The sequence below is a fragment of the Sinobacterium caligoides genome (assembly GCF_003752585.1).
GTDB classification, from domain to species: Bacteria; Pseudomonadota; Gammaproteobacteria; order Pseudomonadales; family Sinobacteriaceae; genus Sinobacterium; species Sinobacterium caligoides.
Window position 1 is genome coordinate 221,922 of the sequence record NZ_RKHR01000006.1, and the last position, 20,820, is coordinate 242,741.

Genomic DNA, 20,820 nt, shown 5'->3' on the forward strand with positions numbered 1-20,820 from the left:
AATATGTTCAGTAAAAATCTCAGAATCACCTCGCTGGTCACGCTGTTTTTCTTCGTCTTCCAGATTCCCATCGTTGCCTATGCTCAAGGCCTCAGCGCCGCGCAAGTCACCGCCCATGTCGCCGGCAACCCCAGCTATGAGTATAGCGACAACAGCCGCTACCAGTACCAGGCCGCCAGCTATATCCAGCCACCGGCAATCAGCCGCGGCATCGAGCACTTTGGCAAAACGCTGCAGCAGCAGAGTAAAACCACGCTCGGGCAAGCTCTGCTGGTGCCAATCAGCAACGGCGACATCACCTTTTTTATCGAGACCTTTCCCGCAGCCAATCAGCCGCTGATCGGCACCGACTTTGTCCAGAGCCGGTTCATCCGCGCCCAGGTGCAGGAGTTGCTCGGCCGCACGCTGATCGATCAAAACCGTGACGGCAGCGAAAACCAACAACTGGTCAGCCTCTACCAGAACGCCCTCAGCTACGCCCAGAAGCACAGCAACGCCCGCTTCGGTCAGCCGCTGGGGCTATCGCAGCAGGATAACGGCACCGCCTATGACTTTCTATGGCCAGAGAGCCGGCTGGTAAACGGCGTCAACGTCTTAGTGCCGGTGCTCTATCTCGCCGGTGCCACCTACGAGGCACAGCGTGTCGATGCCCAGGTCACCGAGTTCAACGGCGACATCACCAACTTTGGCTCCATCAGCATCACCAATGCCACGGTTAAGCTTGGCCGCGACAGCTTTATCAGCGTGCTCAACGACCTTACCCTCGACAACGGCCACATCGCCGCCGCCGGCGATCTCGAAATTGTCGCCGGCGGTAACGTCAGCCTGTTAGCCAGCCAGCTCGATGCACAGGGCAACCTCACTATCGAGGCCGAATCGTTCATGGCCGCCACCCCGGTAGTCCATCACTTTGGCAGCAGCGATGCTAATTTCAACAGCCTAGGCGAAATCACCTCGATCACTGCTGGCGGCGACATCACCATCACCAGCCGCGGCAATATTGAACTCTACGGCGTTCATGTAAGCGCCGGTGAGGCCATCACCTTCGATGCCGACGGGCGTATCTACATTGGCAGCACCGAAGTCACCAACAGTTACGACAATGGCAAAAGCAACGGCTCGACCATTCACTACCTGCAAAGCAAACTCACCGCCGACGAGACCATTCGCCTCATCGCCGGCACCGACATCGTCATCGATGCCGCCGAGATCGTCAGCAACCGCGGCCATATCGAACTGTTAGCCCAGTACGGCATCACCATTGAAGATGACATGCAGGCGACCAGCTATTACAAGAAAACCGATGACGAAGAGATATCCTCTTACAAGACCGTCGCCATTCGCGCCCTGTTAGACGCCGGTAAAGGCGTGCGCCTGCACACCGAATACGGCGATATTAGGCTGAAAGCCGCCGACCTGCGCAGTACCGAAGGCACTCGAGCTAGCGCACAAAACGGCGCCGTCAACCTACTGATGTCGATCGAAAACGACCAGTACAGCTACAGCGGCACCGACGAGGGCATGTGGACCACCACCACCAAGAACTACGGTCACAATAAAGAGACCGGTGTCTACAACACTGTGGTTGGCGGCTTCAGTGTCGAGGCCCTCAACGGTATTACCGTACAATACGAAGACGACGACACACTCAGCCTATCGCAACAGGTCGACAAACTCTCGCAACAACCCGATATGGCCTGGATGGCAACGTTGATGGAGCAACATCCCGACGCTGACTGGCAGGCGATGGAGCTCGAGTACGAGACCTGGAAAGAAGAGAACACCACCCTCAGTGGCGCAGCGATGGCGATCATCATTGTTGTCGTCACCGTCGTCACCGCTGGGGCTGGTACCGGACCTGCCGCTGCAGGCGGAGCAGCAGCTGGTAGCGCAGCCAGTGCAGCAGGTGCTAGTGCCGCTGTAACTGCAACAGTTGCTTCAGCGACTAATGTCGCGATCTCTGCAGGGTTAAGCGCGATGGCCACGCAATCTGCCGTCGCCACCGCCAACGGCCTGCTCAATGGTGATAGTTTCAGTGACATCATGAAGGAGATTCATTCTGATGAAAATTTAAAGAATGTTGCGACTGCAATGATTACCGCTGGCGTTATCGATGCTATTGGTACCACCTTCTTCACCCCTTCGACCGAAGAAATCGAAGCAGCTCGCGAGGCCGCCGAAGCGCAGGCGGCTAAAGATGGGCTCGACATATTTAAAGACGCTAAAGAAATTGCCGCACGAGTAGAAAAGGCCGTCGAAGCCCTACATGAGCTTTCTTTTGCCCAGCAAGCAACCCAATTAGTCGTCAACAGCGCTGTTCGCACCAGTATTTCAACCATGGTCAATGGCGGCAATCTCGATGACTTCACCGACGCCTTCGGCTACGCCTTGGGCAGTAGCTTAGTCTCCTATGTTGGCGAAGATATAGCTGGGCATATTGGTGGCTCTGAGATGGACAAGCTGTCGAAATACCTGGCTCACTTTGCCCTAGGCTGTGGTCTCGGCGTATTGCAACACGGTGTCGAAGGTCACGGCTCTGATAGAGCCAGCGAATCCTGTGCCTCCGGCGCGGCAGGTGCCGTGGTCGGTGAGCTTGCCGGGGAATTCTATAACGAGATTACCCACACGGACTTTAGTGAGCTCAACAGATGGCATGCACAGGGTGCCGGCTTTGCTGAAGTATTAAGCATTATGACCATTCATATGGCCGGCGGTGACTATCAAATTGCCGGTATGACAGGCCGTAACGCCGCCGAGAATAATGCGCTATCGATTGTTGAAAAGTTCCGCCTGATTAAACAAACCGCGATGTGTCTCTCTGGTCCCCAGCCAGCCGCGTGCCTCACCAATACTGCCACCAACGCATACAGCAAGTACCTCGCCAACGATGCTGCGGTTCGCGAAGGCTTCATGATTGGTTTGGATGATGCAGCTACGGGATATAAAGAACTGCCTGCGAACGTTTACGCACTCGCCTCGTTGATTATGCAGGGCGAGATGGATCAGGTGCTGAACCTGATGCAGGAGTCGATAGCCTCGATGCCACAAGCCTTGGCCGACGAAGTTACAGAGTTGGTCGACTCGTCGTTTAAGTATATTGTCACCGCCGAGAACGAGGGTGACTACCAGCAGGTGGGTAAAAGCATGTCCAAGGTGGCCGTCGCAGCCGCCGAGTATGCCCTGACCGCCGGCGGCGCTACGCTGCTCAAAAGCCTGAAAACCATTGCTAAAGGCCCTAATGGGGATCGCGACTATACCCAACATGACAATCGAGACGACCTGTACAAAGACTATAATGAGCGTGTCGCCTTCGATCGTCACAAGCAAGAACTACTTGAGCAAACGGTACAGTGGAAAGATTATGACGAGTTCGCCGGCAGTAGGTCTAAGTTCGATTTAAACTATTGGGAAGGTGGGCGAAAAACCGACGCCGTTGAAGTAAATATGGCGCAGGCTAATATCCGCTGGGAAGACGGTGGCCTGGACCCGGACCATGGCCTCGTCAGTAAGAGTGCGATATCCTGGAAGCTGGGGACGGTGGTAGAGGATGTTATACTCAAAAAAGGTACCCGCGTCTGGACGGTGGAGAGGTTTGACGCTAATAAGCCTGGGTACTGGTCGACCACACAAACCTTTAGTAGCATGGCAGAGGCCCGCGATGCCCTCGCCTTACTACCAATGTTCAGTAAACCGATAGGCGAGCGGTACGTGATGCGTGAATACAAAGTCATCAACGAAAACGGTGTGCGTGCCCGCTCCGGTACCGCTGGAGCACTCAGCGAAAACGGTATTCACTATGGCGGCAATTCACCACAGTATGAATATGTAGAAGATTTTCGGGATAAACCTGGCTCTACCGCGCCCCCTAAGTGGCAGGGTTTTTTCAAAAAGACCGGTAATGTAATCAACTTGGGAACGGAGACGCTTTGATATGAAGAAAATTGAAAATCTACACTTTGTAAATCTCGAAGGGGAGAAAATTGCCGTTAACCTTGGCGTTTGGTGTAATGAGATTCACCAAGCAGATTACCCAAAGTGCTCAGCCTACCGATCTATGACCTGGGGTGATCAACTTCAGTATCATTATACACCCGACGACAATTATTCCGGCCCTAGACTCTATGCCTACCCCTCACCCGATATGCGCTATTTATTTATCTCACATTGGCTGTCTAACCACACGGTCTTATCAATCATCCTCGATGCCGAAGGCAACAAAGTGGCCGACATCGCCCCACCTGAGCGGCTGTCGACTGGCTTGGGCGGCCGCCGCGGCGGCACCCCCAACAGCCGCCACTACCTCGATGAACCTGTACAATTTCGCTGGAGCGACGACCCTACGCTGATGATTATCGGCTACCTGGCCTGCGAAAAAAATCAGATAGTCGAATACCGCCGCTATCATCTCGACAGCGGCTGCTTCGACGAAAAGGTTGAAAAGTTAATAAGCTACGACTAGGGAGGAAAAAGAAAAATCGCTCAAGTCGCGCACATCACGACACCAAGCAGCAGCACAGCGCGCATTAAATTTTGCACTGTGCTCTGGGGGGATGAAAAGAAAAAGCGGCGTGGCTTTGCTTGATGATGCTTAACCAGATCACTCACAGCAAAGCCTTATTCAATAAAAAACGCCAGCCTTTTTTGGCTGGCGCGTTTTTTTAAAGCTTGTAATTCATCCCCAGCGAAACAATGATGAGGGCAGATCTAAATAATGTTGGATACACTATGTAAGCTAGAGCGCGGCTATGCCGCATACTTCAAAGAGAATGACTCTGCTTGGCTCGATAAAGAACAGAAAATATGCCTTGATGAAATCGGTCATAAGAAGCTGATTTTAGCATCATCAACCTGCGGTAGCCTGTCATACCACCACAGTATGTCGGCACTGCGCGACGCTCGTCGTTTCGACTCGGGCCTAGTGCACTGGGCCGATTTTCGCCTGTCGATGGAGTACAAGCGTTTCGTATTTTCATTGGAAGCGTCTGACGGCAGGGTCGAAGAAGTCGGCAACACATATAGCTTAGCTAAGCGTATCGCCCTATTACTCTACGGTTTACTCACCGACAGGCGCGATATCGTGGAGGTACACTACCCGGTTATCCGCCGCTTTATGCAGTCAGACTACGACCGCAGCTACCCGGGTTATGACGCCCTGTACATTCTGCATGTTGTCGCTCGCGCCCAGGGAGAGGAGTTCCCCCATGCCGATCTCGGGCCTTACCGCTTTGCCTTCGAGCCCGCTGAGCAAGACGACGAGTTTCAGGCTCAGCTCACCGAGGCGATCGAGCAGCATATCCGCCTGTCCAAGGGCGAGGGCCCGTATTATACGCCAGTCAATGTCATCCCCCTCGATATACTCTACTGCCTAAAATTGTGCGGCAAAAAAACCGCTACCGAACTCGATAAAATGTTAGAACAGATCTCGAGTTTTGGTTATGAATTTGATGACGTTACCGAGGAAATCGAAGTGATGATAGCGACGATATGAAGCAGCGCAAGCAGGGGGTAAAAAAATAAATTACTAAAGAGACCGATCAAGTCGCGCACATCACGACACCAACCAGCAGCACAGCGCGCATTCAATTTTTCACTGTGCTCTGGGGGAATGAAAAAAAAGCGGCGTGGCTTTGCTTGATAATGCTTAACCAGAGCACTCACGGCAAAACCTTATTAATAATAAAAGCAGCCAGCGAGGATACACTCGCGGCGTGGTATTTCATCTAAAAAATGGACGAAAAATGTTAAAAAAAATAATGATATTACTCTTGGCCGTCAGCGCCAATAGCGCCTTAGCTAACTATAGTTGTACTGGTAAGGTCAAATATCTGGGAACCGATGTGTCGCTACAGATCAGTAATGGCTATGGTGTGCATAGGCTCTGTAGCTTCTACAACTCAGAAAACCCTGCAGAAGGCGAGATGTGCAAAACCTGATTATCGTTAGTGCTATCTGCACAGGCACAAGATAGAAATATTAGTATCTACTATTCGGATCATAACAACAAAACAGGCGACGACAACACCTGTAGCAGTATTGGCAACTGGGTCACCCCGAGCGATAAGGCCTATCACCTACAGATTATATAAATCATAGCGAACTGCACGGCCTGCCATCCCCTGCCGCCTCCACCTTGGTGAAGAACGCTGGAGAGGGCTCAAGTCGCGCACATCACGACACCAACCAGCAGCACAGCGCGCATTCAATTTTTCACTGTGCTCTGGGGCGATGGAAAGAAAATTCGGCGTGGCTTTGCTTGATAATGCTTAACCAGAGTACTCACAGCAAAGCCTTATTAATAAAAAAAGCAGCCAGCGAGGATACACTCGCGGCGTGGTATTTCATCTAAAAACTGGACGAAAAATGTTAAAAAAAATAATGATATTACTCTTGGCCGTCAGCGCCAATAACGCCTTAGCTAACTATAGTTGTACTGGTAAGGTCAAATATCTGGGGACCGATGTGTCGCTACAGATCAGTAATGGCTATGGTGTGCATAGGCTCTGTAGCTTCTACAACTCAGAAAACCCTGCAGAAGGCGAGATGTGCAAAACCTGGTTATCGTTAGTGCTATCTGCACAGGCACAAGATAGAAATATTAGTATCTACTATTCGGATCATAACAGCAAAACAGGCGACGACAACACCTGTAGCAGTATTGGCAACTGGGTCACCCCGAGCGATAAGGCCTATCACCTACAGATTATATAAATCATAGCGAACTGCACGGCCTGCCATCCCCTGCCGCCTCCACCTTGGTGAAGAACGCTGGAAAGCGCTCAAGTCGCGCACTTCACAACACCAACCAGCAGCACAGCGCGCATTCAATTTTGCACTGTGCTCTGGGGGGATGAAAAAAAAGTGGCGTGGCTTTGCTTGATGATGCTTAACCAGAGCGTTTACGGTGAAGGCTTATTCAATAAAAAAAACGCCAGCCTTTTTTGGCTGGCGCGTTTTTTAAAACTTGTAATTCATCCCCAGCGAGAGAAGGTAACCGCTACTGTCGTAAAAATCGATATCGGCATCGCTGTCTTCATAGCCCACTAACGATACCAGCGACCAATCCTGCCAGCCCATAAACTGCTGGTACTCGTAGGCGGCGAAAAGGCTGATGGCATCGTCGTCGCGTGCCTTGCCGTAAATCGGCTGGTCGGCGTCAAAACTGCGCGTCTGGTAGCCGGCGGTGACCGCTAAATTGTGTCGCCCCATCAGCTTAATCACGCTGAGCTCGGCCCCGACGGTGTCGGAAGAGTTGGCCTCGCCATCGGCATCGGTGTGCACATAGCGCAGCGACGGCTGTAAAAAGGTGGTGCGACTGAGCGGCACGTTATAGCTGCCCTTAACATAGCTCGAGCGGCTATCGCGAGCCAGCAACGCCCTATCCGCCGCCGACAGGCCCGCGGCACTGCCGGAGCGCTCGTCGTCGATCTCTGTCACGCCGTAGGCGGCATCGACACTAAAGCGGCTGCCGGCGATATCTTTCAGCTGCACACGATAGGCCATGCCGGTTTCGTCGGTGGTGTGGCGCTTCTCGCCTTGCAGAAACGGGTCCGCCCAGGTCTCACCGGATAACACCGTCGGCAATACCGACAGCGCCACCACGGTGTTATCGGCCAGCTGTCGCCGGTACCCCAACTCTAACGCCAGCGTACCGACGGCGATATCGTCTCGTGAGGTGCCCAAAAACACCTGCTGGTTTAGACCGTCGCCAAAGGTATAGGCGACGCTGCCCAACGGCATCACCAAGGCGCGGCTGCTGCTCGACGGCCCCTGTGTATTGTCTGCGATGGTTTTATCACCATCGGTATTAAAATTAGAAGAGCGCGATATCCACCCCGCATTGATCGACAATTCACCGCTGAAGCCAGCGCTATCGGCCAATTGCGCAAACGCCGGCGAGACACTGAGCGACAGTAATAAAGGAGAGACATAGCGTTTCATTGGCGGCAGACCCTTTGATTTTTTTGTTAGCAGTGATGATTCTATTAGGCATAAAACGCCACCATAGCGTTTTATACCGCAAAGGTCTATGAATAAAAAATGCGCTATTTGCCGTCCTCTGCAGTATCGATAGCACGTGTACGACAACGGTTAACACGGAGTACGCTCTCGCCTGCCAACGGCAGCAAAGACGTGATAGAAGGCAGCGTTGTAGTGAGCTGTGCTGGTTAAGCTGACGATGATATCCGTCACTTCCACGCCTGCTTAACTTTAAAAAATAAACACCCTTAGAAAAATTAAAAGTACGTTTTGTGTCGAAAAATCTAACGGTAAAAGCACTACAATCAGCCAATAGAAAAAGCATTAACAACCGTTAATACTACTATTAACTGCCTATCGATATTCACCATCAATATTAGCTGTTATAATTTATTGATAAAAATATAATAGCGAATAGGTTCAAAAATTGTTGCAGAAATTACTTTGGCTTTGCATCGCCGCATGCATACTGACCGCTTGCGCTACCTCGTCGGGGGTTAAATCCTACCAGGCCTCATTGGCAGATGATTATCAACTCAGCGATGAAGAGCGCTGGGCGGTAAAGCAAGCCGATCTGTACCTGGAAAAGTTAACCCAGCAGGGACTCATTTATCGGCAGCCCGAGGCACAGGCCTATATCGAGTCGATAGAGGCACGCCTACTCGCCAACGACCCACCGCGCTATCGTGAGCATATTCGTCTGTATCTTGCCCGCGACCCCAGCGTCAATGCGTCGGCGCTGGCCAACGGTGTCATCTTTCTCAATACCGGTTTGTTCAGTGCACTGGAAAACGAGCAACAGCTGGCGGCGATTCTGGCCCATGAAATCGCCCACATCACCGAGCGCCACAACGTCAAAAATGTCATTTCTACCAAGAATTCGCTGATGGCCGGTCACGTCTTGGATGTGATCACCACGACTGCAATCGGCGTCGGCGGTATCGGCTACCTGCCCTCGGCACTGTCGATCGCCGATCACTCGCAGAGTGCCGAATCCGACGCTGACCAGCTCGGTTTGCAGCGCCTGGTCGCCGCGGGCTACCCGCCGACAGCCATGCCCGATGTCTTTGCCAAGCTGCAAAGCTTGCCGCGCTTAACAGCTAATAGCTACAGCATTTTTTCCAGCCACCCCAGCCACCCACAGCGCATTGCCGAGCTGCGCCAATCAATCGCTCGCGACTATGCCAGCATCGCCGCCCCGGCACCGGCGGATAATACGACGTTCACGCAGATCAAGGCATTACTGATGGAACAAAACGCCAAAATGTATTTGCTGCGCCGTGACTACCTCAAGCTGCGCATGATGCTCGAACAGGCGAAAGACAGCTACCCCGACAGCGATAAAATCGCCTTCTATCAGGGCGAGGCCGCATGGGGCGTTTATCAACACTGGTCCGAGCAACAGATTCTCAGCCATTGGTTTAACGCTGAAAGCGACCCCGAAACAACCGTAAAAACAGACAATAATGAGCAGAATAGCGAGGTCGAAGAAACGCTGAAACCGCAGCTGCTGGATAACGCCGAAGCCTTTTATCTGCAGGCGCTGAACAACGGTGACGGCTATCTACCAAGCTATAAGCGACTGGCCAAGATCGCCCTAGCGCGCGGACAGCCAGCGACGGCCGAGAGCTGGTTAACACGCTACCTTGACAGCAAGCCCGATGCACGCGAGCGTCGCCGCTTAGAACGTATGTTAGAAAAAATAAAAACCAACACACTATCAACTAAAACTCACTTGGAAGAAAAATAAAATGCGTTTTTTAAAATTGATTACGGTATCGCTACTGTTAACCACAGGAGGCTGTGCCGTCAATCACACCACCTCGCGCACCCACCCAACGTTGGAGCAGGAGCTGGAAAAGATCGACAGCGTGGTAATCGTGCCACCGGCGGTCGACATTCACTTACTCACGCTCACCGGCGAGAATGAACCTCTCGCCGACAAACAACAAGAAATCAAAAAAGAATTGATCGCTATCGCCAAACAGGAACTTTATAGCGGCGGCTATGAGGTTGTCGACTACGATTTTGATCAGGCGCTGATCGATAATGCTGAATTAAGTTTTGTTGTTAACCAACTGCGCGTCGGCTTCGACGAGGCGAAAAAAGAGCTGCGCCATGGCGCCCGGCTCGCCCCGGAAGAAGCCAGCAGCATGCGTGCCTCCGTCGGTGAGGCTGTGCATATTGTCGCCGATGAATCCGGTGCCGATGCGGTATTAATCATGCGCTATGTCGGCAGCCAGAAATCAGATGGCTATATCGCCAAAGACCTGGGTCAATCGGTATTAATCGGTGTGCTCACCGCCGGTACGGTGATCCCCGTCAACCAGACGAACAGTGGCTTTACCGAGGTCGCCCTGATCGACGGCCACAGCGGTGATGTACTATGGACCGACCTGCGCTCAGGCCAACTAACCAGCACGCTATCGGATAAGGCGATGGACTCACTGCCGGACGATACCGGCTTTGCCGATGATCTCGCCCGACAGCAGCAGATGTACGCCAAGGCGATGCCGCTGGTCAGTGCCACACAGATCCGCGAGCTGGCCAACAAGGCTTACAACTTGCCCGAATACGGCCAGCCACTACTCGATGCCTCGGCTCAGCGCGCCTGGCAGTATCGTCGCAGTGAAGACAAGTTAGTCGTCGATGGCGTCGCTTGGTTGACAAAAATTCTCGCCAACAGCGGCGAGCCCCGCTACCGTCAGGTATTGAATCAGATCGTCAGCGATGCCGGCACCTCGAAGACCAAGAGCGCAGCAAAATCAGCCTTAAAGGCCTTACGTGAAGGCGAGGCAGAGCAGTTTGTCGCCGTCGAGCTGCCGCAGCACGTCAAAGACCAAATGGCCATGGATCTACTCAGCAAGGCACCTAAGCGCAAGCGTGCCAGTGTGCTAAAAACACTGGCCGAGTCCGAGCAACTAAGCCCGTCGGTCTACGACACCATCGCCAAGATGGGCTGGGACGAGCGCGCAACGCGGAAGATTCAAGAAGCGAAAGTCGTCGATGAAGTCGCACGAATACTGGCCGCCAGCGGCGACAACCGCTACAAGACCCTACTCGACAGCATCGCCGAAGACGCTTATATCCCTGCGTTAAAGAAGAACGTGCGCATCGCCGCTGATAAACTCAGCCTCGACGGCAGCGAACAGCTGGTGTTTGCCGCCGAGTAACAGCCCATTATCAATGCAGTATTGCAGCGATAAAATAGGCAACAAAAAAGCGCCCACGAAGTGATTCGTGGGCGCTTTTTTATTGGGTTTAGCCCCTCTTCAAGCCAAAATTGAGTGAATCAAAGCAAATAAAACTACCGAGAAAATAATTCACGATCCAAACACGATCCACTCTACGCTATCAGCCAAGTAATTTTTGCCCGGTTAGCACCATAACGGCAATTGCAGACCAACCTAGGCCAATTGTTAAAGGTAAAAAACCCAATACCACAGCTGCCTTACTCATAAGATCGTTACCATCGGCAATATCCGGCTTAATCGCTTGCAGCAGAAAGCCAAACGGATTGTATAGAGCGCCTATAAAAATCAACCATAATATAAAGCTCGGCAATATCATACCGAGATTAACTATCACTAAGTATAATGAAAAAATAAGTGACGCCATCATTAAGTAATCGATATGTGAGCGAACTAAATTTCTATAACCTGGAAAGAGTTTTTTTACAGCCTCCAGTTTTAAATACCTAACCATCGTCATAAACCAAGCCTGGATTAGCGCTATAGTCAGGCAAATAGATGCAGCGAGTGGTAATAAATAAATATTCGATGCCATTTCTACCTCTTTTAATTAGTTTTCCATAACAATAACTTTTCTTATATTATTTTATGCGATTCAATCGGCCAAGCTTGGGTAAGAATAACCAGAGAGCCTTTCCGATTCAGACCACAGCCATTTAGCGAGTGATGGATCACTGGCCAAGGAGCTCACCTTTTTTATTTTTTTATCTTTAAAATACTGGCCAGAAACATTGTCACCCGCTGTATTATTAGCAAGGTACACGCCTGTTTCAGCCCCTTTCTTTGGCGTACGCGCTATAAACCTTCGTACAAACGGATACAGGAAATTTAGTTTTTTAGGAAATCCCTGCTTTAACATCGGAGTATCAACAATCCCCGGATCAAAACAGTTCACTGAAATCGAAGTATCTTTAAGTAAGCCAGCAAGCTGCTTAGTGAACAAGATGGAATATAACTTACTGTTACAATAGGCTAACTCGGAGTTATAGTCAGATTTAACCTCGATATCATTTCTATTTATTTTTGCATCAGAATGACGAAAAGAAGCGGTATTAATTATCGCTGATTTTTTACCGCGATGTAATAGTGGCAACAGGTTTCCGGTAAGAAGATATGGCGCTAATTGGTTCACCGCGAATGTCATTTCGATATTATCTTGCGAGAGTTCAATATTATCCCCAGACCATACCCCCGCATTATTGATCAAAATATCCACGCTATCGGTTAAAGCCGAGACCTTCTCCGCGGCAGACTCTATTGATTTTAAAGCGCTGAAATCACAGTTGATAAAGTGAGCGGTATTTTTTAACGGCCGCGCCGCTACAATAGCGTCAAATTTTGCTTTATTTCTCGCTAATATAAAAAACTCAGCCTGCTTATCTTTATCCAATTCATAGAGCCACTCAATACCAAAACCTGATGTCACTCCTGATATTACAATTTTTTCCATCTTGCTCTTCTGTTTCCCTGTGCTGTTGATCTGTGACTCAAACGCACTGTGTATAAATAACCGCCATTATTTCTCCAACAATGAGCCCCGCTAAAATACCGCCGCCTATCGCTTGCTCTGTCCCGATCATGGCACCCAATGCTCCACCCATTAAAGCACCAAAAAACAGGCCTAGGATGTGATGCTTGAATCGATAACGATTACCAACACCTTCTTTTCTGCTTGATGGTTTATTTGAGTTCAATTGCGTCCTTTCCTAATGCCACATACCGCCGCTAACTATGGCTAACATCGTGAATGCGGCTTTACTGACGATGCTGCTTACGTTGTTATCGCTGGGCTACACCGTTGCTGGTTGTGAGGTCGTCCATGCTTACTGCCGCTAAGCCTTATTGTTCACTAGTTGAACAATACAGTAGCGCACTAGCAAGCTGATTGGAAGATGCAAGTATCTGAAAGTTGTAAGTATTTACGACAACTAGAGGAAAGTCGATCACTATCGATCGATAACCACCGCTGTCACCATTAATATTCAAACCACTCAAATTAGAGCCGCTAACCACTCAGTCAAGTCCTACTAAAACCCACCCCTTCTCTTATGGCTATCAGCGTCCTTTTTCTGCGCCGTTATCTCTCACCCTGGTGGCCTTTCCAAGTTAACGATGAAGCGCGTGTATTTGGCTTTCTGAGTGACCAAGATTGCCGGCTGTTATCTGACGGTGGCGTCTCCTGTCATCTTGATCAATCAACAAGCCAAAAGAGAATAACAATCCAACATTTATTACCATTGATTATTAGGGGATGTATGGCCATTTGCTCAATCTTTACTAAATTGAAAAACGTAGTTTTCGTTCCAAAATATTTTATATTTGCATTGAGTAATATCCAATACGATAAAAACAAGGACACATCATGCAAGCCGTAAGCGAAGTAAATAAGGACAAAGATCCAGTCATAATAACTCATTATTTACTGCATATAATGACCGAATGACCTACGAACCCACTACCACAATTTTTTTACTTTTGTGTCTAACAGCGTAAACAGAAGATAAATTTTCGCTGAAAGCGACACCGATTTTTATTTATCAATTTCTAATAAAGCACGCATAATAACTAACCCGGAGGTTAGATATGAATGATCTCGTCCGTGAGAAAGCTGTCGATCAAATACAGCAACCCCAGCCATTAAATTTAGATTTTAGCCAGCCCGGCATCCCCTATTTTCCCGCCTCTGCGCACTTTGTCACCATCTACCTGAAAGACAAAGACTGCTTTGAAGTTTGGCAAGGGTTGTGTCAAACCCTCCAGACGCTCTGCGACTCCGCCACCGCGGAAACTGTCTGTCTGCGCGGCGTCAGCTTCGATTTATGGCTTCAGTGGTGTGACAACCACTCCATGCCTATACCATCGGGTATCACCTCTACAGACAAGCTCAATCAATCCCCCTTTGCCCACACCGGCGGTGATCTCTGGTTTCATATTAAAGGCGAAAACAATCAAGCTTGCGAAATAATTCGCGATGAAATTCTGCTGGTATTGGCACCGCTCATCGATCGCCATATTGAAACACCCGCCCATAAACGCCACCAAGGTAAGGTGATCGGTGGGCGCTTTCGCGATGCGATGATTAACCCCGTCGATCGTGTCAATTTATCCGAGCGCTCTATTGTCGGTGATGAAGATAGCTTCTACAAAGGCTCTGCCTATGTGATTCAGCAAAAATTTAAACACAATTGGTCACGCCTGGACGACATGACCATGGTAGAAAAAGAAAACATGATCGGTCGTAATCACAACGACGCAGTACTACCCACTCATGATGATCGCAGCCATATTAAATGCGTCAGACAACTGAGCGGCGAGCGGGTGACTCAGCGCATCCTTCGCCAAGCGATCCCCTATGGTGAAGTGGACAGCGGCAAGGGGCGAGAAGCCGGTATTTACTTTGCTGCCTACACCAATGCGGCAGAAGTCTATGATGAGTTGATCGACAATATCGTCGGGCCAGAGCCCGGTTTTATCAAAGACAAACTGCTCAACAACACGCACTCAGAATCCGGCAATTTCTGGTTTATTCCACAGGCCGAGTTGGCGGGTTTAAAGCCGGTTCAACGGGAGCCGGAAACGGTTCCGATCAATGAATATTATCAAGAGCGCAGCCAAAACGGTCTGATGTATTACAACAACCGCGACTTCCTCAATCAGGCCCAGCGCAATAACGGCAGCGGTGTTGATGCCATCAGTGATCGTATCATGGCGCTGCTGGGCCAAACCTTTAGTCGCTGGAACGATACCTGGTCGAAAAAATCGCTGATGCCTTCGCTGGGACACCTGCAAGACTATCTGAAAGAAACACGCTGGCAGGCCTACCGTGATTATGGCGACAGTGACTCCGCGGCGCTGCGCAAAGGCTTGGCCATCAAGATTAGCCTGTCCGATGTGTTGCAGCGCCAAAACTATATCGATAACGCCGGCTTATTCACCATCACAGCTAATGAAATTATTGTCGGTAACATGCCGCCGCTCACCCTCGGCAGCGGCTCGCAGGTGATGGAGTACCTCAACCCGCAGGAAAAGATCGAACACTTCTTTGGTATGCTCAATGAGTACTCTGCCACCGGCCACAATATTCCCAACTACCGAAAGGTACTAAAGCTGGGCGTGCCCGGCCTACTTAAAGAAGCTAACAACGGCTTAGAAAACGCTCGTGACGACCAGCGCGATTTTTATCAATCCACCGTTTGGGCGCTGGAGGGGCTGCAAAACTTTATTAAAAACTATGCCACCTTAGCATCACAGTTAGCCGAACAGACAGGCAAAACAGATCGGCAACTGTACGACAACTACCGTCAGATCGCCGAGCGCATGCAGCGTCTGGCCCATGCCAAACCTGAGGGTCTGCTCGACTGTCTACAGCTGATTTTCATCATTAACTGCTCGCTGCACCAAACCGGTGAGCCGATGTCGATTGGCCGCCTCGACCAATACCTGATAGCGCCTCTGGAGGCAGACCTAGCCTCCGGAGTATTAACGCAGGCGCAGGCACAGGAGGCGATCGATGCCTTCTGGTTAAAAATGGACGAGACAGTGCTCTATAACCGCCAGCATATGCAGGACTACCTGACCTATGGTACCGGGGCGGTGTTCTATTCCGGCGGCAACTTCCCGCAGGGCTCGGCACTCAATCAGTGGGTGCAACAGGTGACCGTTGGCGGCTATCTGCCCACGGATGATGAGCAGGGACTAGATGGCTGCAACCTGGTCACGTTAATGTGTCTGCGCGCGGCGCGACGGCTGCCACTCAACGCCCCCTGTCTGTCGCTGCGAGTGCACAAAGGCATGGATTCACCATTGCACAAAGAGATTATTGCCGAAGCCTCTAAAGCCATTCTCGCCGGCGGTGCGCACCCGGTGCTGCTAAACGACGACAAACTCTGTGAAGGCTTGGCCGAGAGCGGTCCTCTCACACGCAGCGACGCCCGCGACTATGTCTGTGATGGCTGTTACGAGCCTATTATTGGCGGCAAGAGTGAATGGGCCTTCAGTTATGTGCCGATTTTACCCGTCGTTGGCATGGCCATGAACCAAGGGGCTACCATTGCCGGTGCCGGCTGGGTACATTTACGCGGCATGAAAACCGGTTGGAACTCACCACCGGCGGAAGACATTCATAGCTTCGATGAGTTTATGACGATCTTCTACACCCAGTACAAGTGGCTGATCAGCGGTTTCTTTAATACTTTGATGAACAACTATGGCGCGCTCTGGAATGTCTGCCCCAGCCCGCTGTTTTCAGCGATGACTGACGGCTGTATGGAGTCCGGCCGAGACATGAGCAATGGCGGCGCTGAGTACCATATCGTCGCACCGATGATGTGTGGCATCACCGATGCCATCAACTCACTCTATGTCATTAAGCAGCTGGTATTTAATCCAGACACCGCCGTCACCACCTTGCCGGAGCTGCTGCAAGCCCTTTACAACAACTGGGGCAATACCATGCAGGAGCCTTTCCAAAACAGCTTTGCCGGCGAGGCTCGCTCAGAGGATCGAGCGGCTCGTTACAAAGACCTACGCAACCACGCACTGCAAGTCGCCAAGTTTGGCGAGGCCACCTCGGAAGAGCTGAAACAGTTTGCCGATGAAGTAGTCGGGCACTGTGTCAGTATCATTCGCGACAGTATTGAAACCCCGCTGCCATCGGTGAAAAAAGCCTATGACGCGATCATTGAAAAGTACTCAACACCGGAGCGAAAGTTTGCCTTTACGGTGACGCCCGGTGTGGGCACCTTCGAGGATAACGTCGGCCTCGGTTTGACCATGGGCGCCTCGCCCGATGGCCGCTTGATTGGCGACCCGGTCGCCGATGATTTTTGCGCGGCACCCAGCCCGTCGGATCAACCGCCAAAAACCCAAGCCCACGATATTTTCACCTGCTTAAATGATTGGAATATCGACGCCATTAATATTGGCCTATCCAACGCCGCGCCGGTCGACATTAATATTCGCGAAGATTTTGGCACCGAGAATATGGAAGAGGTGATTCGCCAATTTGCCAACAGCCAACTGGGCTCCAACCTGTTGACGGTGACCACCGCCAACCCGGAGACCTTTGCCCAGGCACAAATTTTCCCAGAGAAATACGACCTGGTTCGCGTCCGTCAAGGTGGCTGGAGTGAGTTTTATATGGCCATGTTCCCCGATCATCAAAAATATATTTCGCGACGCCCTTACTACTCAGCGAAAAATAAATAACTGACATGTTTGCCTGGCGCTAGCCAACACTAGCGCCAATGTTTCTCTGGAGAAAATCATGAATAACTGGAAATCCTATTGCATTACAAGTTTGCTGAGCCTGATATCGATACTGCTATCCAGCAATAATTACGCTCATGCTGACCTCAAATCAGCGCAAAGCTTCGAGGTCATCAAAACACTGGTCGAGGGTTTTGATAATAAAGGCATAGAACAAACCCTGATTGTGATGGATGACGATGACACCCTGACCATGATGCAATGTAACGATCAAAATTCACCCTCGAAATGCCAGTACTTGGGTGGCCCGGCCTGGTACAGCTGGCAGTCGGAATTAATTAGCAATAATTCTTCATCAAATTTTCGCGTGGCGGAAAAAAATAAGGAACTGCTACAGATTTCTGCACTGCTGTTGTCGATCAACAATATGCCCTACACCGACCCAATCATCCCCGGTGTTCTGCGTGAACTAACCGACAAAGGCTCGAAAGTATTGGTGTTAACCGCCCGCGGCGTCAGCAATCTTTCAGCCTCAGAAAATCAATTCGACAATCTCTATTTGACAGAGGATAAACAGCAATCTTTTCTCAGCTTTCTCAATAGTCATGCCCTGCTCGGTACCAACAGCGGCATCAGCAGCATTGCCGGCCCCATCAAGCCCGCGAGCTGTAATGCCGAGCGGCGCATCGCCTATCAACAGGGGGTGATGTATGTGGCTGGGCAAAATAAAGGGGTAATGTTGGAATGTCTGCTGGCGCGCACCGACGCCAAAGCCATTAAAAATATCGTCTTTATCGATGACACACTGCAAAACGTCAAGAACGTCTACAACGCCTTTAAAGACAACGAAAAATATACCGTTTACGCCTATCACTATACCAAACTTCAAGCGCACAAGGAGGCTTTAACCCAACACAAAGGCAAGCAAAATAAAAACCCCTATCAAGTTTCAGCCAACCAACGCTGGTTAAAAATCAGCGAAGTATTAAAAGCAACCCTGAAGCAACCAACCGCCATCCACTAAGCGAAGCTATCACTATGACGACATCCAATAAATTAAATAATATTGAGCACTTTGTGGTGCTGATGCTGGAAAATCGCTCCTTCGATCATATGCTCGGTTACCTGTATACCGAGCAGGGCAATGTCTCACCTCTGGGGCATGCCTTCGAGGGCTTAACCGGCAACGAAAGCAACCCCGATGAACACGGTAACGCTGTCCCTGTTTACAAGATTAGCGAAGCTGACGAACACCCTTATTTTATGCCCGGAAGTGACCCTGGCGAAGGCTATTTCGCCACCAACAGCCAACTGTTTTCCGACCATCAGGTAGCGTCGCCGGCACCCTCAGCAACCAACCAAGGCTTTGTCACAGACTACGCCTACACGCTGGGCTGGGAGGGTAAAAGCAAAGGCTGGAACGTGATGCCGGGAACCACGCCATCGAGCATTATGGGAATGTACACACCGGCCATGTTGCCCATTTTATCCGGCTTAGCAAAAGGCTACGCGGTATGCGATCACTGGTACTGCTCCGTGCCCACCGAGACGCTGCCCAACCGCGCCTTCGCAACCATGGCCACCTCCCAGGGCCGCATGAATGACAAAGACAAGCAATATACCGCACCGACCATCTTTAATGCACTGGCCAACAACGGCCAAAGCTGGGCCATCTATGGCTACGACGCGCCGCCGTTAAGCCGTGCCTCCTATACCGATATCACCGATGCCGACAACGCACACTTCGGAGAATTTAAAGATTTTCAACAGGCTGCCCAAAGCAACCAGCTCGCCAACTATACCTTCCTTGAACCGCAGTGGGGCAAAGGCGGCAACAGCCAGCACCCCAACTATGATGTCGCTAAGGGCGAAGCCTTTATTCAACAAGTCTACGACACCTTGAAAAACTCAGCGGCTTGGGAGAAAACCCTGCTGATAATTACCTACGATGAACATGGCGGCTGCTATGACCATGTGCCACCACCGGCGAATGCCGTCGCGCCGGACAGCTGTACCGGTATGTACGGTTTTGATTTCACCCGCTTTGGTCCAAGGGTACCGACGGTACTAGTATCCCCTTTAATTGCAGCCGGTACCGTTTACCGCGCCGAAGAAGGTGGCACACCGTTAGATCACACCGCCATTTTAAAAACCCTGCAAACACGCTTCGACCTTGCGCCCTTGACCAAACGCGATGCCGCCGCGCCCGACATTGCCAGCGTATTAACCCTCGACACAGCGCGCACCGATGATCCGCTGGCCGGGGTAAAAGCGCCGCAGAGCAAACAATCCTTCGCTGTTGATGACAGCGCAGATCACCTACAACAGCTCTATGTCCAATCCATGGAGTCGCTACCGATGGAAGAGCTACACCGTGAATCATACCCCGATGCGCTGCGTCACTATAAAAGTAGCGACCAAGCAATCGCCTATGGCCGACGCCGCTACGAGGATTACAGTAAATACAAAAAGCGTTAGAAGCGTTAAAAGCGCTTAATACAAGACGAAAGTGGCACCTTGGTATGATGACGATCGACAGACTAAGGTGTCATGGTTAACCCTTGTTATATCCGCTTTAAGTTAGGCCTACTTCCTTAACCATTATATAGATACACGACTGTTTTTTTACTTGGGCTTACGATGATTAAGCCTATACGACCGAATGAATAGAAATTACCTGATTCATTCACCATCTGATTAGCTAGCTCAACCATTTCACTATCGATATCAATACAAAAACCATAGGCACAAACATAATCGTAAATATCTAATATTTCTGTCTCTTTACTTCTTTTCCAATATCTCGTTGACTTAACAGGTGTTACATTCCACTCTGTAAACGAGCGTGTCATTCGTCTTTGCGAGCGATCAACGGCCATATTCTGAAAAAAACTTATTCCTTTCGCTTTAATTTCTGAAACCACTGATGGCGTTAACTGAAACACTCTGATTCCCGCCTCATTACCGCCAGGGCCGAACCCCCAAGATTCCTCATTATTATAAAGGACCTCATCAACCTTTAAAGCAGATGGGATAGAGCCGACAATAACGTTTTTCTCCGTGATTTTTAATGTCATCAAAGATGTGGCAATGAGAATAAAAATTATTAAAAAGAAATACTTTTTAGGTAAGGTTTTGTATGCATAGAATACTATCAATGATGTGAGGAATATTAAAAATACTATTGCAATTAAAAGATAATAAACCATAGTCTCGCCTCCCTAATCGTCTAAACGTGACGTAAGAGCTTAAACAGGGTGGACTGATAATTAACACACCCTAGAAACATTGAAAACCAGCTAATTACTCCTTAAAAAAACCTCCAAAAAAATACTAATCAACATAACAATACCACCTGCAACATTAAGAACAATCAGAATATTTA

Annotated in this window: 15 protein-coding genes; 10 read left to right on the forward strand and 5 right to left on the reverse strand. The window is 50.2% G+C overall.

From position 1 onward, the window contains the following. Positions 1-3 precede the first annotated feature (3 nt). The 5 genes from EDC56_RS15920 to EDC56_RS15940 all read left to right on the forward strand — a co-directional run bounded on the left by EDC56_RS15920 (position 4) and on the right by EDC56_RS15940 (position 6,708). Positions 4-3,930 carry a DUF637 domain-containing protein gene (locus EDC56_RS15920; RefSeq protein ID WP_162844217.1) on the forward strand — a complete coding sequence of 1,309 codons (3,927 nt, stop codon included), beginning with the start codon at positions 4-6 and terminating at the stop codon, positions 3,928-3,930. Position 3,931: 1 nt separating this feature from the next. Continuing rightward, positions 3,932-4,459 carry a hypothetical protein gene (locus tag EDC56_RS15925; protein WP_123713565.1) on the forward strand — a complete coding sequence of 176 codons (528 nt, stop codon included), beginning with the start codon at positions 3,932-3,934 and terminating at the stop codon, positions 4,457-4,459. Between the two features lie 252 nt (positions 4,460-4,711). Further along, positions 4,712-5,488 carry a hypothetical protein gene (locus EDC56_RS15930; RefSeq protein ID WP_123713566.1) on the forward strand — a complete coding sequence of 259 codons (777 nt, stop codon included), beginning with the start codon at positions 4,712-4,714 and terminating at the stop codon, positions 5,486-5,488. 250 nt (positions 5,489-5,738) lie between these two features. Then, positions 5,739-5,933, forward strand: coding sequence for a hypothetical protein (locus EDC56_RS15935; protein WP_148059436.1), 195 nt, complete (start codon positions 5,739-5,741; stop codon positions 5,931-5,933). Positions 5,934-6,360: 427 nt separating this feature from the next. Next, entirely contained in the window at positions 6,361-6,708 is a 348-nt protein-coding gene (locus EDC56_RS15940; protein WP_148059437.1) for a hypothetical protein, read from the forward strand. 246 nt (positions 6,709-6,954) lie between these two features. On the opposite strand, the gene EDC56_RS15945 is transcribed toward EDC56_RS15940, so the two are convergent. After that, on the reverse strand, positions 6,955-7,938 hold the full coding sequence (locus EDC56_RS15945) for a DUF2860 domain-containing protein (RefSeq protein ID WP_123713569.1): 984 nt from the start codon (positions 7,936-7,938) through the stop codon (positions 6,955-6,957). 469 nt (positions 7,939-8,407) lie between these two features. Here EDC56_RS15945 and EDC56_RS15950 point away from each other — a divergent pair, with 469 nt between their 5' ends. Both EDC56_RS15950 and EDC56_RS15955 read left to right on the forward strand, forming a co-directional pair. After that, positions 8,408-9,727 (forward strand): M48 family metalloprotease, encoded by a 1,320-nt coding sequence (locus EDC56_RS15950; protein WP_162844218.1) that lies wholly within the window; start codon positions 8,408-8,410, stop codon positions 9,725-9,727. Position 9,728: 1 nt separating this feature from the next. Next, the gene (locus EDC56_RS15955) at positions 9,729-11,150 is read left to right on the forward strand and encodes a hypothetical protein (RefSeq protein ID WP_123713571.1); all 1,422 of its coding nucleotides are present in this window, start codon (positions 9,729-9,731) and stop codon (positions 11,148-11,150) included. A 181-nt stretch (positions 11,151-11,331) separates the two neighbouring features. On the opposite strand, the gene EDC56_RS15960 is transcribed toward EDC56_RS15955, so the two are convergent. Genes EDC56_RS15960 through EDC56_RS19480 form a run of 3 tightly spaced genes read right to left on the reverse strand, consistent with a single transcriptional unit; the run spans position 11,332 to position 12,922 of the window. Further along, complete coding sequence (locus EDC56_RS15960; RefSeq protein ID WP_123713572.1) at positions 11,332-11,763, reverse strand: hypothetical protein; 432 nt, start codon at positions 11,761-11,763, stop codon at positions 11,332-11,334. A 60-nt stretch (positions 11,764-11,823) separates the two neighbouring features. Next, positions 11,824-12,678 (reverse strand): SDR family NAD(P)-dependent oxidoreductase, encoded by an 855-nt coding sequence (locus tag EDC56_RS15965; protein WP_123713573.1) that lies wholly within the window; start codon positions 12,676-12,678, stop codon positions 11,824-11,826. Between the two features lie 37 nt (positions 12,679-12,715). Beyond that, positions 12,716-12,922, reverse strand: coding sequence for a hypothetical protein (locus tag EDC56_RS19480; RefSeq protein ID WP_148059438.1), 207 nt, complete (start codon positions 12,920-12,922; stop codon positions 12,716-12,718). An 889-nt stretch (positions 12,923-13,811) separates the two neighbouring features. Here EDC56_RS19480 and EDC56_RS15975 point away from each other — a divergent pair. The 3 genes from EDC56_RS15975 to EDC56_RS15985 are packed head-to-tail and all read left to right on the forward strand — an operon-like array spanning position 13,812 to position 19,913. After that, on the forward strand, positions 13,812-17,435 hold the full coding sequence (locus tag EDC56_RS15975; RefSeq protein ID WP_123713575.1) for a Dyp-type peroxidase: 3,624 nt from the start codon (positions 13,812-13,814) through the stop codon (positions 17,433-17,435). Positions 17,436-17,493: 58 nt separating this feature from the next. Continuing rightward, positions 17,494-18,459 carry a DUF2608 domain-containing protein gene (locus EDC56_RS15980; RefSeq protein ID WP_123713576.1) on the forward strand — a complete coding sequence of 322 codons (966 nt, stop codon included), beginning with the start codon at positions 17,494-17,496 and terminating at the stop codon, positions 18,457-18,459. A gap of 14 nt (positions 18,460-18,473) precedes the next feature. Further along, positions 18,474-19,913 carry an alkaline phosphatase family protein gene (locus EDC56_RS15985; protein ID WP_123713577.1) on the forward strand — a complete coding sequence of 480 codons (1,440 nt, stop codon included), beginning with the start codon at positions 18,474-18,476 and terminating at the stop codon, positions 19,911-19,913. Positions 19,914-20,029: 116 nt separating this feature from the next. Here EDC56_RS15985 and EDC56_RS15990 read toward each other — a convergent pair whose 3' ends face one another. Continuing rightward, positions 20,030-20,644, reverse strand: coding sequence for a hypothetical protein (locus EDC56_RS15990; RefSeq protein ID WP_123713578.1), 615 nt, complete (start codon positions 20,642-20,644; stop codon positions 20,030-20,032). Positions 20,645-20,820 lie beyond the last annotated feature (176 nt).